This is a genomic window from Butyricimonas muris (assembly GCF_046365375.1).
GTDB classification, from domain to species: domain Bacteria; phylum Bacteroidota; class Bacteroidia; order Bacteroidales; family Marinifilaceae; genus Butyricimonas; species Butyricimonas muris.
In genome coordinates, this window is sequence record NZ_JBKEIT010000003.1 from 487,588 (window position 1) to 501,260 (window position 13,673).

Consider the following 13,673-nt stretch of genomic DNA (forward strand, 5'->3'; position numbering starts at 1 on the left):
CCTCTGTTTATAGAGGAGGTGGATGCGAAGCAGACGGAGGAGTTTTTAGAAGAAAAAGACTTTCGACACGCCCTCATTATTTGCATTATTAATAGATTTTGATTATCTTGCAGAGTTTTATATAGGGTATAATTTGTTATGAGATTAAAGAGTCGATATTTTATTCAATATATTTTGTGTGTCGCTTTCTTTTTCATGGTGTCTTGCGAGAAGGATGAGAATGAACCGGAGAAGGTGAGGACGTTGATGGTGTATCTGGTGGGACAAGGAGATGATAAAATTTCTTATTATCTGAAAAATAATATCAAGGATATGGCGGGAGCATGGAAGAAGGGCTATAAGGGAGATATTGTTATTTACTATGATGCTGATGGGGCTGCGCCTCAATTATTGACTTTCAAGATAAAGAATGGTGTTGCGGAACAAGAAATACTTAGGACGTATGATGATGATTTGAATTCTGCTGACCCTGCAACGTTGCAAAAAGTAATAGGGGATATGCAGTCTTTGTACCCGTCTGATTCTTATGGAATAATTTTCGGTGGTCATGCTTCCGGGTGGTTATTGTTATCGGCGGAGGCACGTTCAATACAATCAGATTCTTTTTGGGATAACCCGATTTCTCGGAGTTTTGCAGATAAGAAATTTGGCAAAGGTATGGATATACGTGAAATGGCTAAAATTATACCAGCTGAAGGAGTGGATTTTATCTTGTTCGATGCTTGTATGATGTCTTCTGTTGAAGCTTTGTACGAGTTTCGCTACAAAACAAAGTATATTATTGCTTGTCCGACAGAAACACAAATCCAAGGATTCCCTTACAGTGATGTTATGTCTTATTTCTGGGGTAAAGGAGCAGATTTAGAACGAGATTTGAAAAATGTATGTGAAACTTATTATGAATATTATAATACGTATAATGATAAATTGCATTTCGGTTCAATCGCTTTAATTAATACTGCTGAATTAGATAATTTGTATAATTTGACTCGGCAATTATTGTGTGGACGAGCTTCAGAAGCGGCTAAAATAGGAAGTTCTGAAGTAATTTGTATACCATGGACGGTTAATCGATATGACATGTTTTTTGATTTAAGGGATTATGTGAGGTATATGTCGCCCGATCAATCTTTTAGAAATATTTACGATAAGCAATTAGCGAAAGTTGTATTATACCACGCTTTTACGGAAAGTTTTTATAATAATCCGATATCGGCTGATAAGTACTGTGGTATTACGACATATATCCCTTTGGAACGTTATGATTGGCGAGAGAGAACTGCTGCTTATTGGAACTTCCCGTGGGCGGGGGTTTACGATAAGGATGCCACGGAATAGAATACCCGGGCTCCGGTTTCGATGAGTTCGTCCGGGAAGTCGTAGTGCGGGGAGTGAAGCGGGGGACAGTTTTCGCCGGCTCCCAAACCGAACATGGCTCCTTTGTACCGTTGAGTGAATAGCCCGAAGTCTTCGCCCCAGCTAAAGGGGTTTTCCACTTCCACGTAATTGAAACCTTCGCGAAGGGCGGCACTTTTGATTGTTGCCACTGCCTGCTTGTCGTTTTCGTTGGCGGAGAAAGGTTCAAGCCATGTGATTTCGTGTTGCAGACCGGGAGTGTTTTCACAGTCGGCAGTAACCAGATGTTTTAGTTTTTCCGTGTATTCGTTTAACCGATGGTCGGTTTTGGCACGGAGTGTAGCCCGGATAACGCTGTTCCCGGCGGATACGCCGTATGCTTCTTCACCGACATGTATTTCCACGATCGTGGCGAGGAAATAGTCGTCGGATTGTATGTTCGTGTTATTCCAGCGTTGCAGTTCCTTGACGATGTGGAGGGTGGCGGGAATCGGGCTGATGCCATTCCGGGGTTCGGCGGCGTGGGAGGTCTTTCCGGCGAGAGCAATGGAAACACTGACGACGGCACAGGTGAAACTGCCTTCTTTGCAGAGTACGGCAGAGGTCGGTGCTCCCGGTATGTTGTGGAGGGCGAATACCCGGTTTATGGTATAGTAATCAAGTATTTTCGTGTCGAGTACGGCCTTGGAACCGCTGCCGTTTTCTTCGGCGGGTTGGAAGAGCAGTAGTACGCGGCCTTGTTGCAGGGGGTGGTCGTGCAACATGCGCGCGAAACGCAAGAGGATTGTCGTGTGTCCGTCGTGTCCGCATTTGTGGGCTACGTCGGGGGTCAGGGAATGGTACGGGAGTTCGTTAGGTTCCTGTACCGCCACGGCGTCCATGTCCGCACGGAAAAGGAGCGTCTGACCGTTTTCGGAGAAGAAATATTCCGCCAGTAGCCCGTGTCCGCCAACGTGGCGGATGATCTTGGTCGGGGCGAAAGGTTGTAGTTGTTCCTCGATGAAACGGGCGGTGTTGCTCTCCCGTCCGGACAGTTCCGGGTGTTGGTGGAGATGGTGGCGTATGTCGTAAAACGTGTTTTCCTGCATAACGTGTTTTTTTGATTGGACAAAGGTAAGGGTTAAAGTTTAAATTTGAACCCCGAACAGTTACCAATTGAGTTCTTTTAGAGAGGTTGCTTTGATGAATTATCGTTTTGTATTTGTTCTGTAACCGTTTCGAAACGGTTGAACAACGGTTAAACACTGAATGAACAACGAGGCGACGGGATGATGTGGATAGAAATCTGCCTGAAACGCGGTTAGTATTGAAAAATTATTACCTTTACGACGAATTATAAAACAGAATAGCGATGAAGTTGAATAAAACTCAGGGTGATTTTCTGCGGGGAGTGATAGAGCGTTGGGAAGCGGAAGGAACAATCACGACAGATACTGCTAATCGGTTGAAAACAAGTTACACGGTGCGTCCGTTCGAGTGGAAAGAGTTGGCAAAGTACTCGTTTTGGATAGCGGTTGTATGTGGCGTTATTGCCGTGGGATCGGTGCTTGCCGATCATTTTATCATGAATTTTCTGGAAAAGCTGTTCCTTTCTTCTTACGGGTTGGCGAGCGGGGTGTTTGCCGTGCTTGCGGCGTTGACGTATTACTGGGGGTGGAAGAGGCGGCAGCGGTTGCCATACAAGATATTCAGTAATGAAACGATTCTTTTTATCGGCGTGGTGTTTACTGCCGTGTCGATAGGGTATTTGGGAGCTGCTATTGATAACGGGAGCGGGCATTTTTCGTTGTTACTGTTGCTGGCGGCGTTGGTCTACGGGTTTCTGGGACTCCGGTTCTCGTCTTCCATGGTATGGGTGTTTGCCTTGCTTTCACTGGGAGGCTGGTTTGGTGCGGAAACAGGTTACTTGACGGATTGGGGACATTACTTTTTGGGGATGAATTATCCTACCCGTTTCGCGGCTTTCGGGGCGGCAATCCTGTTGTGCCGTTTCGCGGTGCGGGGGAAACGCTGGTTTACCGATGTAGACCACGCGACTTACGTGGTAGGGATGCTTTACTTGTTTATTTCCCTGTGGTTGCTGTCCATATTCGGGGATACGCGTAGTTTTGCTCGTTGGTATAGCACGCGGCAGATTGAGCTTTGGTACTGGAACGGCTTGACGTTGGCAGCTTCGGCGATTGCGGCGTATATCGGTCTTAGACGGGACGATGCGGTGGCACGGGGATTCGGGATATCTTTCTTTCTTCTGGGGATATACACGTTGTATTTCACGTTGTTGTGGGACGTGATGCACGTGGCGTTATTCTTTTTTGTTCTGGCTGTATCTTTCTGGCTGTTGGGACGTAAAGCCGAGAAAATATGGAGTCTTGAGTTTTTCGCCCGGGATGCCCGTAAAGTAAAAGAAGACATGAATTGAAAGAAGTATGGATACACTCGTAAGCTTGGGATACTGGGGACTTTTTATCGGCTCGTTTCTTGCCTCGACGGTTATACCTATGAGCGCGGACGTGTTGCTGGTAGGCGTGTTGGCGTTGGGAGGAAACGTGTGGTGGTGTCTGGCGATTGCCACGGCAGGCAATTGGTTGGGCGGGCTTACCTCGTACTGGATCGGCTGGCTGGGGCGTTGGGATTGGATGGAACGGTGGTTCAAGGTGAAGCGCGAGCAGTTGGAAAAGCAAAAAGGATATATAGACCGCTACGGCGTGTGGCTGGCGTTGTTCACGTGGTTGCCTCTGGTGGGAGATTTGTTCGCTATCGCTCTGGGGTTTTATCGTATCCGTCCGAAAATGTCCGCTTTCTATATGCTGGTGGGACGGTTTGCCCGGTTCGTGGTGTGGGTACTTCTTTACTTGAAATACGCTGATCGCTTTGTCGAGTGGATTAGTAAAAATTAGCACAAGGCAACAGAATGTTGAGTTTTTTGGGTGGAATGTGTCTTACTTTTTAAAGGATTGTCTTATTATTTTATGTGATTTGTCTTACTTTGTTCGAAAATAATCTGTTTTCAAAAAAGATACATCAAGTGTATTTGATTCTTCCAGTGTATTTGTTTGCTGGTATATAGCTACTTGTTATGGGTTGTTTTGATTATTTTGTCCGAATAAAATTATTCGGACAAAAACGAGCGCAATCCGCTTTTCTGTGAAATTGTATTCCCGTAATTTTACAAATGTGAATAAACAACATAACAAATCTAAAATTGAAGTACTATGAAAAATCAAATGAAAAAAGTTATTTTATTATTGGTAATGATGGTGTCTGTTTTATGCGTGAACGCGCAAAAGAAAGGCGATATGGCGGCAGGTGCGCATTTCGTTTACGGAACCAGCAGTGATATAAGTAATTTCGGGCTGGGGTTGAAATTCCAGTGGAATGTCACGGATGTTATCCGGTTGGAGCCCAGTTTTAATTATTTTTTCCCGAAAGACGAAGGTTTGGGCTTTAAGTATAACATGACCGATTTCAACGCGAACGTGCATTATCTTTTCCCGTTGAAGAACGAGAAGTTCCTGTTTTATCCTTTGGCAGGGTTGAGTTACATGAACGTGAGCGTGAAAGTACTCGGAGTGAAGGCGTCGGATGGTAAATTCGGTTTTAATATCGGTGGTGGCGGCGAGTACCGCTTGTCGGATGTACTTTCTTTGAACTTGGAAATCAAGTACCAGATTATCGCGGACTTTAACCGCCCGGTATTCGGGTTGGGTGTGAAGTATAGATTCTAACGACTATGAACAGAATGATTATGAAACGCGTACTTTTTTGTTTACTGGCGATTTTTGTCATGGGCTCCTTCGGGAGTCTCATGACAGGATGTAGCGATGATGATGAGAAACCGGGGATACTGGAAGAAAAGTATTTCATGGTACTCGATGCTACTTATGTACGGGGAGGTTTCCCGGCGGCAACGTCGGAGCTTTCCGTGGGACAGGTGAATATTAACAAGAATGTTTTGGCAGGCGGTTCTTCCGTGGTAACGATCAATTCGGAAGAGGAGGTTTCGGAAATTTACGTGGCGGTGTCCGGCGAGACAGAGGGGTATTATCGTTTTGATCCGACGATATCTCGCGCGGGGACGAACATGTATAACGTGATTCTGCTTGTGAGCCAGAATCTGGAGGGTGATTTTACGATACGGATTGCCACAAAAACAGTAAATGGGGAGATCACGAAGGAGTTCACGACAAACGTGAAATATATAACCGCGGGGACGGGAGCGTTGCAGGTGAGTCTTTCTTTTGACAACGAGAAGGATGTTGATTTGTATTTGGTAAAACCGGATGGTGCGGTGATTTATTACGGTAACCGGGATAATTACCGGGAGGGTGACGATGAAACCGAAGGGACAGAAGAGGTGATTTACGGGTTAGACGTGGATTCGAATGCCGGATGTGGTATTGACGGGATTAATAACGAGAATATTTTTTACCCGGACGGATACGTGCAATCGGGTAAATACGAGGTATGGGTGAATATGTACCAGAATTGCGACAGGTCGATAGCCACGAATTGGGTGGTGACGGTTATTTATAAGGGTGCATTGCTGTCGCCGACATGGGGACAAAATCCTGTCACGGGTGTATTCCCTGTGAATACGCCGAGCAATAGTATCGGTTCTGACTTGAACGATTTGGCTGTAAAGGTTATGGAATTTTCGATTTCCGATGGTTTGCGGGCTGTAATGAGTTTGAACGGAAAGAAACTGAAACCGTTACCCGAATCGGCGAAGTTGAAATTGCAGCAAGCTAAACAAAGATAACAAAGGAGGGTGTCATGAAAAGACTATTTATACTAACCCTATTCGCGCTTCTTTTCTTTGGATTCGTTTCATGCGGGGGAAGCGCCACGAACAAGTCTTTGAAAGCGATTGACGAGATAACGACGAAGGCGGAAAAAGAGAAAGACAAGTTGACCGACGAGGATTGGAAGAAGTTGGGGAAGGAGATGGAAACTCATCTTGAAACGTTGAACAAGGCGATTGATGATGACGAGTTGGGCATGATGGATAGGTTGAAGTGCGTGGGGATCGTGGCACGGTGGACGAAAATCGCGGTGGAGAAGGGATTGGAGAAGGTGGAGAAAGAAACAGGTATGTCTGCCGAGGAGTTGGGAAAAGAATTGGAAAAAGCCGCTTCCGAACTGGAGAAGGCAACAGGGGAGATGAATGACTAATGTTTAAAATTTGAAATTATGAATCTGATAGACAGGGCTAAGAATATCTTGTTTTCCCCGAAGACGGAATGGGAGAAGATTCAAGGAGAAACGATACCTCATGTTAAAATGTTGACTACTTATTTGTTGTGGTTGGCGCTGATACCCGCGGTTGCCGCTTTTATCGGCTGGGGGGTGATCGGGCATAAGGTGTTGTTCGTGCGGGTGGCAGGTTTCGGGTTGGGCATCCGCTATGCCTTGATGCAGTTTGTTTCGGTGATCGGGGGTGCATACCTGACGGCGTTGGCGTTCTACTTGGTGGCTCCTCATTTCGGCGCGAAGAAGGATTTTGATAAGGCTTTCCAGCTGGCTGCATATTGTTACACGGCGGTTTGCGCAGGTGGTGTTTTCTATATAATGTGGAGTTTGAGTTTTCTCGCGGGGATTGCCGGGCTTTACGGTTTGTATATCCTTTGGTTGGGTGTGAAACCTATGCTGGAGGTGCCCGAAGAAAAAGTGACGAACTATTTTATAGTGGCTCTTTTGTGTATGGTGGTGATCTCCATTGTACTGGGGGCTATATTGGGTGCGGTGATAGGTGTGGGAACAACGCTAGTGTAACTGGTTAAGGAAAGAAGATGTGTCACGGTTTCGCGACACGTGGCACAGGCTTCTTTCATGAGGTATCTAAAAATATGAACGATGAAGAATTATTCTGAACAAGAGGAGCATTCCGGGGTACCTAAAGGTTGTTGGGGACGTGTATTGCGTTACTTGATGATTCCGTTTAAGGTTTTTGGAAAAAAGAGGGATGTTACGGGACAGGGAGAGAAGCAATCCTGTCGGGGGGAGGCGGATAAGTGTGTAAATGCTCGTTCATCTTTAAGCCGGACGGATATGGAAGGGTATTGCGAGAAAGTGGTGGCTTATTTGCAAGAGAGTGAGATATACAAGGAACCGGATATTTCGGTGGCATACGTGGCGAAGGCTACCGGTATTTCAAGTACAATCATATCTCAATCGATAAACACACTTTTAGGAAAGAATTTTTTTAATCTGATAAACGGAATGAGAGTGGAAAAGATCAAGCGGATGTTGCTGGACGGGTGTCAGAATAAATATTCCATCGAACAGATAGCCCGCATGTGCGGTTTCCGTTCCCGATCTTCTTTCTATCTTGCTTTTAATAAGATAGAGGGGATGACACCCACGGAATGGTTGAAGAAAAATAAAAAATAAACTTAAATGAAGTGATGAGAAAGATATGGATATTCCTCACGTGTTTTATGTTGGCGGTGAATCTCGCTTACGGTCAGTCGTGGGGTGAAAAGATAATAAAAAAGGCTGGTAAGCGGGCAGAAGAGAGAGCGAAGCAGAAAGTGGAGGACAAGGTGAACAAGAAAGTGGATAAGACCGTGGATGACGCTTTTGATGAGGCGGGGAATGCCGTGAAAGGAAATAAAGATAAAAAAGACAAAACGGAGAAGAAGGAAGAGGTGAAGGTAAAACCTGTTGCAACAAAAGCGGAGAGTGGTCAGCGAGTGAAGCAAGGTCCGCGGGGACCGGTAAAAAGGACGGAGATAGGTAAAATATTGCCTTCCGAAAGTATAGACGTTGCGGAGAGTAGTGGTGGTGTATTATCGGGGGGAGGAGAAATTTCGATTGCCGTGTATAACGCTGCCGACAGGTCGTTCTATATTTACAAGGACGGTAAACGAACGGGACCTTACACGAAGTCCGAGATGAAGGCTCAATTGCCTGCCGATAGAGTCAAGTACATGAATGCCAACGTGACGAGGAAGGTGCGGGCTTCCCAAAAGCCGTTGCAGGACGGTTATGTTGTCGAGGGAGGCAAGAAATACGGCCCGCTCGAGGGAGAGCTTTATTATCTTTACGAGAACGAGGATAAAAGTGCTTTTATCGCTGTGGTGTATAACATGAATGCCCCGTTGGCGTTTGTTACCCCGTTAGCCGGGGTGGTGAAGACCGACAAGTATATGCAATATGACTTGGAAGTGCTCACGAACGAGGGTGGCAAAGTCCTTTTGTTGAGTATACCGCTTACAAGCACGAACCCGCAAAAACAGATGGAGAAGCAGATGGAATATAATCAAATACAGATGGAGAAGATGAAACCTATCATTGATTTGACGAAGAAGATGCAGGGGGCCAGCACGGAGGAACAGATGAAAGTGGTCGCGGAGATAAAACGAAAGAAAGAGGAGATCGAAAAGGAACTCAAGGAGATCGCTCCCGATCAGCTTGTTTTCGAGAAATATATCTATACTCTTGATGGTAAAGGGTACGGGCCTTACGCGAAGGATGCCATGATATGTTTTTCCCGCTCCGGGGGAGAGCATTGGGCAGCGATGTTTAACGGCACGTTGCGAATAGACGGGGTGGAGATGCAAGTGCCGGGAGGAATTTACCCGACGAGTGATATACTTTGGATTTCCCCGGACGGGCAGCGGTTTGCCTTGAAAGAATATGATAAGATCGCCTTTTCCGACGGGAAGGAGTATCCCTACCCGATGCACGTGACGTACGAGAACGGTGAATTGATCTGGTTATGCATGGAAAACAAGGAAAGTATAGTAAGGTATTCTTTGGACTTTTAACGGGATGCGGAGTCGCTATCCTGCTATCTTTCGCGTGTGATTGCCGAAGTCGCAGGGAAGGGAATGAAGAACGCTACGATGAGCTGTTTCGGGCGGAGTATTCGGATGCATTGACTTTTCTTGACTGTAACCTTTGGATAGCGGACTCCGCCACCTGTTGGGGTGTCGATCCGGATGTGGTTCGTGCCACGGTGTTTCCCGAATTGTTGCGTTACTCCGCGCTTCGAGACCAGATAGAGACCTCTTGTCTGAAAACGCTTTACGTGCAGTTCGGGGAGAAGTATGCTAATTTCTCAATCGGGCGTTTCCAGATAAAGCCTTCTTTCGCCGAGAAGCTGGAACGATTGTGGATGCACGACACGGTGAAACGCAGTCCGGATGTTCGTTTTGACACGACGACTTCCGCGCGTGCCCGCAAGGAACGGATCAACCGGTTGGAAACCTTGGAAGGTCAGGTCAGGTATATCTGTTTGTTCATGCGCTTGTTGCCTGAACTGCATCCGGGGATAGACCGTTTGGACGCCGAGGCACGATTACGGTTTTATGCTACGGCATACAACTATTCTTTCACGGCGGAATATGATGCCATACAGGTGGAAGCGTATAGAAAGCGTTTCTTTATATCTATGTTTGCTTATCCCGGAATGAAGTATTATAATTATTCGGATATTGTTCTTTTTTATTATTCGAATTTGAATAACCATGTTCCATAGGAATTTTTGAAAAAAATTGTATATTAGCAAAATTAGTGTATGGATTGGATGACAAATGAAGATTTATTGATTATAATTGTGAATTCCGGCTGTATCACCTTGTTGGTGGTTATGGCTATCGTGTTGGGCGCCGCTACTCGAATGAAAAGCGGCGGGGGGGGCGCAGTGCTGATCGTGGCGACGACAGTTCCGGTCTATATTTATAATTTGTCCCGTTCCGTGGAGTTTTACGGTGTAGCGGAGATAGCCGTTTATCCCGCTTGTTTCATGAATGCCTTGTTGTTGCCCGTGTTGTGGTTGTTCGTCCGGGGACAATTGGATAAGACATTCAAGTTTACCGCCGGATATTGGTGGCATTTTATTCCGGCTTGTATTTCTTTATTGGCTATGTTGATCTATTACCTGCCGATGTCGAGAGAGGAATTTATCGAGGATATGCTCGAACAGGCTAACGGTGTGGAGAATTTCGTGGCTCTAGTGAATGACTTTATCGTATTATTTCAGCTTGTGTTTTATTTCATTCTTATTTTCCGATTCCTGCGTCGGGTAAAGCGGGTGTTGCAGGATAATTATTCCGATAGTGATTACTTGACGATCGGGTGGCTTCCCCGTACGGTAACTTTATTCGGGATTTTGTTCGTTATCGTGTTCGTTACTTATCTGATTTCGCCTCGGACTGATGTATGGCTGATCCCGATACTGAATGTTATAGCGATGAGTTATTTGACGTATAATTATATCGTTTATCCGGTTGCGGGGTATATCTGTCGTCTGGATTCTTCTGTTTCGGAGGTGAAAAGGGCTTCTAAAACATTGTGGCAAACCGTTGATTTGGATATCGGTCAAATGAAATTGAATTGCGATCGGGTAATTGATATATTGAATTCTACCCATATTTACAGGAATCCCGATCTCTCGCTGGATATGTTGTCGAGAGAGACTGGGATAGGGAAAGGTGCTATTTCCCGTTCGATAAACGGTTATTTGCAGAAGAACTTCTTTGAATTGATTAACGAGATGCGGGTACGAGAGGCAAAGCGAATGCTATTGCTATTGAAGTCGAACAATTACACGATAGACAGTATCTACCGGGAATGCGGTTTTCATTCCCGGTCTACCTTTTTCCTCGCGTTCAAGAAAGTGGAGGGTACATCTCCAGCCCGTTGGTTGAATGAAAAAGAAAAATATTGAGTTGGTTTTACCAGCTACCGCTGGAACCGCCACCACCGAACGAGCCGCCGCCAAATCCCCCGAACGAGCCGCCGCCGCTGCTAAAGCCGCCGAAGCCACCACTGCTGCTGCCGCCGCCAAAACCGCCCATGGGGAAGATAAAGAAGCCGCCGGAGGAATGCCCCGGTGAATATCCGCCGCCACCCCGGCGACGGAAAATGAAGGATAGTAATACCGCTAAAAAGAAAAAGCCGATGACGAAGTCAATCCACCCGCTGCGTTCGCTTTTCTTCCGGTATTCGTCCGCCGTGTATTCTCCTTTCGTGAGATCCGTGATCACGTCGAGAGCCTTGTTTACTCCCCTGTAATATTCTCCTTGCTGAAAAGAGGGGATGATTTCGTTACGTATGATACGGGATGCGATGACGTCCGGAATGACTCCTTCTAACCCGTAACCGACGGAGATGGCTACTTCGCCTCGTTCTCTGCCGCTCTTGGGTTTTATCAGGAGCACGATACCGTTGTCCTTGCCTTTTTGTCCCACGCCCCATTGCTCACCCAAGCGGGCGGCGTAATCGTTGATATCATAACCGTTTAGCGTGGGAACGGTGACTACCGCTATCTGCGTGGATGTGCTGTCGTTGAAATTCCTTAGCTTTCTTTCCAGTGTGTTTTGTTCCTGTTTGCTGAATAGTCCGGTGAAATCGTTCACGATACGCCGGGGTTTCATGGGGTCGGGAATGTTCTGTGCTCCGGTGATATAGCTTATGCCCGCGATAAGGGTAAGTAATATGAATAGTCTTTTTATCATTGTTGTTCTAGTTACTGAATGAAATATCATCGGGAAGTTCGTTCACGTCATCCTCTTGGTAGGGGAAATACGCTTTTAATTGTTCCCCGGCAGTAATCACGGCTTCGCAAATACCTTCGGTGATCGCTCCCTGTTTGAATTTCTCGACCATGTTTGTTTTGATCGAGTCCCAGAATCCGGTGGGTACTTTGGAATTAATCCCGGCATCGCCGAGAATGGCCAATTTGTGGTCGAGTAGAGCAACGTAAATCAATACCCCGTTGCGAAGTGCCGTTTTGTGCATCTTCAATTCGGCGAACACGTCCGCCGCCCGGTCGAGTACTTCTATCTTGCTGCGATTCTCGATATGCACCCGGATTTCTCCGGAAGTATCTTTCTCCGCCTTTTGTATGGCAGCTACCATGGCTTCTTTTTGTTCTTTGGTGAATGCTTTCTCGGGAGACATGAGTTGATTTTAAATTTTAGATTTTAGATTTTGGATTCCAACTGCACGGGATTTCGCTTTTTTAGAATTTTACTTCCGGTGCTTTTTCCGCCCCGGCGGTAGCCTCGAAGTAAGGTTTCACGGTGAAGCCGAACATGTTGGCGAGGATGTTTTTCGGGAATGAACGGATGTAAGCGTTATAGCTTTTCACGTCCTCGTTGAATTTCCGTCTTTCCACGGCAATACGGTTCTCGGTACCTTCCAGTTGAGCTTGCAAATCCCGGAAGTTTTCGTTTGCCTTGAGGTTGGGGTATTGTTCCGATATAGCCATCAAGCGGGAGAGGGCAGAGGAGAGTTCGCCCTGCATGCTGTTGAATTGTCGGATGGTCTTCTCGTCAAGTTGATCAAAATTAATTCTCATTTGGGTTGCTTTCGCGCGGGCTTCCACAACTTGGGTCAGCGTGTTTTGCTCGTGTTCGGCGTATCCTTTCACCGTGTTCACGAGGTTAGGGATTAAGTCCAAACGGCGTTGGTATTGGTTTTCCACGTTCGACCATTGTGATGATACTCCCTCGCTACGAGTTACCATTTGATTGTAACTTCCTTTAAACCACATGAAAATACCAATCAGGATAATGACAATTATTCCGATTACAATATAACTCTTCTTCATTTTTTTGCTTTTATTTTAGTAATACAATTAATGTGACAAATATAATATTTTTCAATTTCTTCTATCAGAAACCATGCCGTTTTAGCAGGGCTTCAAGTTCTTTTCCGGTAATATTTTCCTTTTCGGCTTTGTCGTAGATATAGAGAAGATTGATAACTCCTTCCTCGACGTTTAGAATAATAGTATAAGTAATTACCCGTGCCCCGTGGCTTTTTCCTTTCCCTTTCGAACGAATAGCCATACGAACTTTGCGCAGACCTTTTCCTAAATCTATGCCGGAGTCCGGGTGCTCAAGTAATTCTTGCTGTAAGGCAATAAGATCGTTTCTTAAAGAATGGTATCGTTTACTTAATCGTTTGAACTCTCGATCGAAATCTTCAAATGTTCGGATTTTATAATTCATCGAGAAGTTCATTTATGTCCCTGAATCTACTCTTTTTGCCTTCACGTTCTTCTTTGAGGGCGATCAAACCTCTCTCTATTCCCGCTAAAATCTCTTCTTTACCGATAGTTTCTTTCTCGACCGCTTTCTTTTGGCGGCGGATATATTTCACCAAACGTTTGAGTGCTATCATATCGTTAAGTTGTTTGATATCATCTATTAACTCCTGTTTCAAGATATTCATTTCCCCGTAAGCGATAGCGGGTTCGCTGACTTCATTTTCCGCCGGAGGGGGCATTTTGTATGTTTTCTTTTTTGCCATAGTAATGATCCTAGTGGTCTTAATAATCACAAAGATACGAAATATATCCGAAA

Annotated in this window: 17 protein-coding genes; 11 read left to right on the forward strand and 6 right to left on the reverse strand. The window is 45.7% G+C overall.

Features of this window, described 5'->3' with window-relative positions:
• Nucleotides 1–138 precede the first annotated feature (138 nt).
• A complete protein-coding gene (locus ACK8P8_RS07525) occupies nucleotides 139–1,338 on the forward strand; it encodes a clostripain-related cysteine peptidase (RefSeq protein ID WP_369860990.1) in 1,200 nt (399 codons plus the stop codon).
• Here ACK8P8_RS07525 and ACK8P8_RS07530 read toward each other — a convergent pair.
• Nucleotides 1,314–2,444: a M20 metallopeptidase family protein gene (locus ACK8P8_RS07530; RefSeq protein ID WP_369860991.1), complete on the reverse strand. Its 1,131-nt coding sequence runs from the start codon at nucleotides 2,442–2,444 to the stop codon at nucleotides 1,314–1,316. The genes ACK8P8_RS07525 and ACK8P8_RS07530 overlap by 25 nt on opposite strands.
• A 263-nt stretch (nucleotides 2,445–2,707) precedes the next feature.
• Between ACK8P8_RS07530 and ACK8P8_RS07535 the strand changes: the two genes are divergently transcribed.
• The 10 genes from ACK8P8_RS07535 to ACK8P8_RS07580 all read left to right on the forward strand — a co-directional run bounded on the left by ACK8P8_RS07535 (nucleotide 2,708) and on the right by ACK8P8_RS07580 (nucleotide 11,029).
• Nucleotides 2,708–3,775, forward strand: a complete 1,068-nt coding sequence (locus ACK8P8_RS07535) for a DUF2157 domain-containing protein (protein WP_369860992.1) — start codon at nucleotides 2,708–2,710, stop codon at nucleotides 3,773–3,775.
• A gap of 7 nt (nucleotides 3,776–3,782) precedes the next feature.
• Nucleotides 3,783–4,253, forward strand: coding sequence for a YqaA family protein (locus ACK8P8_RS07540; protein ID WP_369860993.1), 471 nt, complete (start codon nucleotides 3,783–3,785; stop codon nucleotides 4,251–4,253).
• A gap of 315 nt (nucleotides 4,254–4,568) precedes the next feature.
• A complete protein-coding gene (locus ACK8P8_RS07545; RefSeq protein ID WP_366482428.1) occupies nucleotides 4,569–5,081 on the forward strand; it encodes an outer membrane protein in 513 nt (170 codons plus the stop codon).
• Nucleotides 5,082–5,086: 5 nt separating this feature from the next.
• On the forward strand, nucleotides 5,087–6,115 hold the full coding sequence (locus ACK8P8_RS07550; RefSeq protein WP_369860994.1) for a DUF2135 domain-containing protein: 1,029 nt from the start codon (nucleotides 5,087–5,089) through the stop codon (nucleotides 6,113–6,115).
• Between the two features lie 14 nt (nucleotides 6,116–6,129).
• Entirely contained in the window at nucleotides 6,130–6,528 is a 399-nt protein-coding gene (locus ACK8P8_RS07555) for a hypothetical protein (protein WP_369860995.1), read from the forward strand.
• Between the two features lie 18 nt (nucleotides 6,529–6,546).
• The gene (locus tag ACK8P8_RS07560) at nucleotides 6,547–7,128 is read left to right on the forward strand and encodes a Yip1 family protein (RefSeq protein WP_369860996.1); all 582 of its coding nucleotides are present in this window, start codon (nucleotides 6,547–6,549) and stop codon (nucleotides 7,126–7,128) included.
• 81 nt (nucleotides 7,129–7,209) lie between these two features.
• Nucleotides 7,210–7,746: a helix-turn-helix domain-containing protein gene (locus tag ACK8P8_RS07565; protein ID WP_369860997.1), complete on the forward strand. Its 537-nt coding sequence runs from the start codon at nucleotides 7,210–7,212 to the stop codon at nucleotides 7,744–7,746.
• A gap of 14 nt (nucleotides 7,747–7,760) precedes the next feature.
• Nucleotides 7,761–9,125 (forward strand): hypothetical protein, encoded by a 1,365-nt coding sequence (locus ACK8P8_RS07570; protein ID WP_369860998.1) that lies wholly within the window; start codon nucleotides 7,761–7,763, stop codon nucleotides 9,123–9,125.
• Nucleotides 9,077–9,838 (forward strand): hypothetical protein, encoded by a 762-nt coding sequence (locus ACK8P8_RS07575; protein WP_303180547.1) that lies wholly within the window; start codon nucleotides 9,077–9,079, stop codon nucleotides 9,836–9,838. The genes ACK8P8_RS07570 and ACK8P8_RS07575 overlap by 49 nt, the downstream gene beginning before the upstream one ends.
• 39 nt (nucleotides 9,839–9,877) lie before the next feature.
• Nucleotides 9,878–11,029, forward strand: coding sequence for a helix-turn-helix domain-containing protein (locus tag ACK8P8_RS07580; RefSeq protein WP_369860999.1), 1,152 nt, complete (start codon nucleotides 9,878–9,880; stop codon nucleotides 11,027–11,029).
• Between the two features lie 7 nt (nucleotides 11,030–11,036).
• On the opposite strand, the gene ACK8P8_RS07585 is transcribed toward ACK8P8_RS07580, so the two are convergent.
• From ACK8P8_RS07585 to ACK8P8_RS07605, 5 genes are all read right to left on the reverse strand, one after another.
• Nucleotides 11,037–11,819: a TPM domain-containing protein gene (locus ACK8P8_RS07585; protein ID WP_369861000.1), complete on the reverse strand. Its 783-nt coding sequence runs from the start codon at nucleotides 11,817–11,819 to the stop codon at nucleotides 11,037–11,039.
• Between the two features lie 7 nt (nucleotides 11,820–11,826).
• Nucleotides 11,827–12,264: a TPM domain-containing protein gene (locus tag ACK8P8_RS07590; protein WP_099292374.1), complete on the reverse strand. Its 438-nt coding sequence runs from the start codon at nucleotides 12,262–12,264 to the stop codon at nucleotides 11,827–11,829.
• A 61-nt stretch (nucleotides 12,265–12,325) separates the two neighbouring features.
• On the reverse strand, nucleotides 12,326–12,916 hold the full coding sequence (locus ACK8P8_RS07595; RefSeq protein WP_099292375.1) for a LemA family protein: 591 nt from the start codon (nucleotides 12,914–12,916) through the stop codon (nucleotides 12,326–12,328).
• Nucleotides 12,917–12,980: 64 nt separating this feature from the next.
• A complete protein-coding gene (locus ACK8P8_RS07600; protein WP_099292376.1) occupies nucleotides 12,981–13,319 on the reverse strand; it encodes a type II toxin-antitoxin system RelE/ParE family toxin in 339 nt (112 codons plus the stop codon).
• On the reverse strand, nucleotides 13,309–13,620 hold the full coding sequence (locus ACK8P8_RS07605) for a hypothetical protein (protein ID WP_141560958.1): 312 nt from the start codon (nucleotides 13,618–13,620) through the stop codon (nucleotides 13,309–13,311). Before ACK8P8_RS07605 ends, ACK8P8_RS07600 begins: the two co-directional genes overlap by 11 nt.
• Nucleotides 13,621–13,673 lie beyond the last annotated feature (53 nt).

What these genes read in the sequence shown, in the direction of transcription:
- ACK8P8_RS07525 (WP_369860990.1), top strand. Translation starts at nt 139, where the DNA reads ATGAGATTAAAGAGTCGATATTTTATTCAATATATTTTGTGTGTCGCT.
- ACK8P8_RS07530 (WP_369860991.1), bottom strand. Translation starts at nt 2,444, where the DNA reads ATGCAGGAAAACACGTTTTACGACATACGCCACCATCTCCACCAACAC.
- ACK8P8_RS07535 (WP_369860992.1), top strand. Translation starts at nt 2,708, where the DNA reads ATGAAGTTGAATAAAACTCAGGGTGATTTTCTGCGGGGAGTGATAGAG.
- ACK8P8_RS07540 (WP_369860993.1), top strand. Translation starts at nt 3,783, where the DNA reads ATGGATACACTCGTAAGCTTGGGATACTGGGGACTTTTTATCGGCTCG.
- ACK8P8_RS07545 (WP_366482428.1), top strand. Translation starts at nt 4,569, where the DNA reads ATGAAAAATCAAATGAAAAAAGTTATTTTATTATTGGTAATGATGGTG.
- ACK8P8_RS07550 (WP_369860994.1), top strand. Translation starts at nt 5,087, where the DNA reads ATGAACAGAATGATTATGAAACGCGTACTTTTTTGTTTACTGGCGATT.
- ACK8P8_RS07555 (WP_369860995.1), top strand. Translation starts at nt 6,130, where the DNA reads ATGAAAAGACTATTTATACTAACCCTATTCGCGCTTCTTTTCTTTGGA.
- ACK8P8_RS07560 (WP_369860996.1), top strand. Translation starts at nt 6,547, where the DNA reads ATGAATCTGATAGACAGGGCTAAGAATATCTTGTTTTCCCCGAAGACG.
- ACK8P8_RS07565 (WP_369860997.1), top strand. Translation starts at nt 7,210, where the DNA reads ATGAAGAATTATTCTGAACAAGAGGAGCATTCCGGGGTACCTAAAGGT.
- ACK8P8_RS07570 (WP_369860998.1), top strand. Translation starts at nt 7,761, where the DNA reads ATGAGAAAGATATGGATATTCCTCACGTGTTTTATGTTGGCGGTGAAT.
- ACK8P8_RS07575 (WP_303180547.1), top strand. Translation starts at nt 9,077, where the DNA reads ATGCATGGAAAACAAGGAAAGTATAGTAAGGTATTCTTTGGACTTTTA.
- ACK8P8_RS07580 (WP_369860999.1), top strand. Translation starts at nt 9,878, where the DNA reads ATGGATTGGATGACAAATGAAGATTTATTGATTATAATTGTGAATTCC.
- ACK8P8_RS07585 (WP_369861000.1), bottom strand. Translation starts at nt 11,819, where the DNA reads ATGATAAAAAGACTATTCATATTACTTACCCTTATCGCGGGCATAAGC.
- ACK8P8_RS07590 (WP_099292374.1), bottom strand. Translation starts at nt 12,264, where the DNA reads ATGTCTCCCGAGAAAGCATTCACCAAAGAACAAAAAGAAGCCATGGTA.
- ACK8P8_RS07595 (WP_099292375.1), bottom strand. Translation starts at nt 12,916, where the DNA reads ATGAAGAAGAGTTATATTGTAATCGGAATAATTGTCATTATCCTGATT.
- ACK8P8_RS07600 (WP_099292376.1), bottom strand. Translation starts at nt 13,319, where the DNA reads ATGAATTATAAAATCCGAACATTTGAAGATTTCGATCGAGAGTTCAAA.
- ACK8P8_RS07605 (WP_141560958.1), bottom strand. Translation starts at nt 13,620, where the DNA reads ATGGCAAAAAAGAAAACATACAAAATGCCCCCTCCGGCGGAAAATGAA.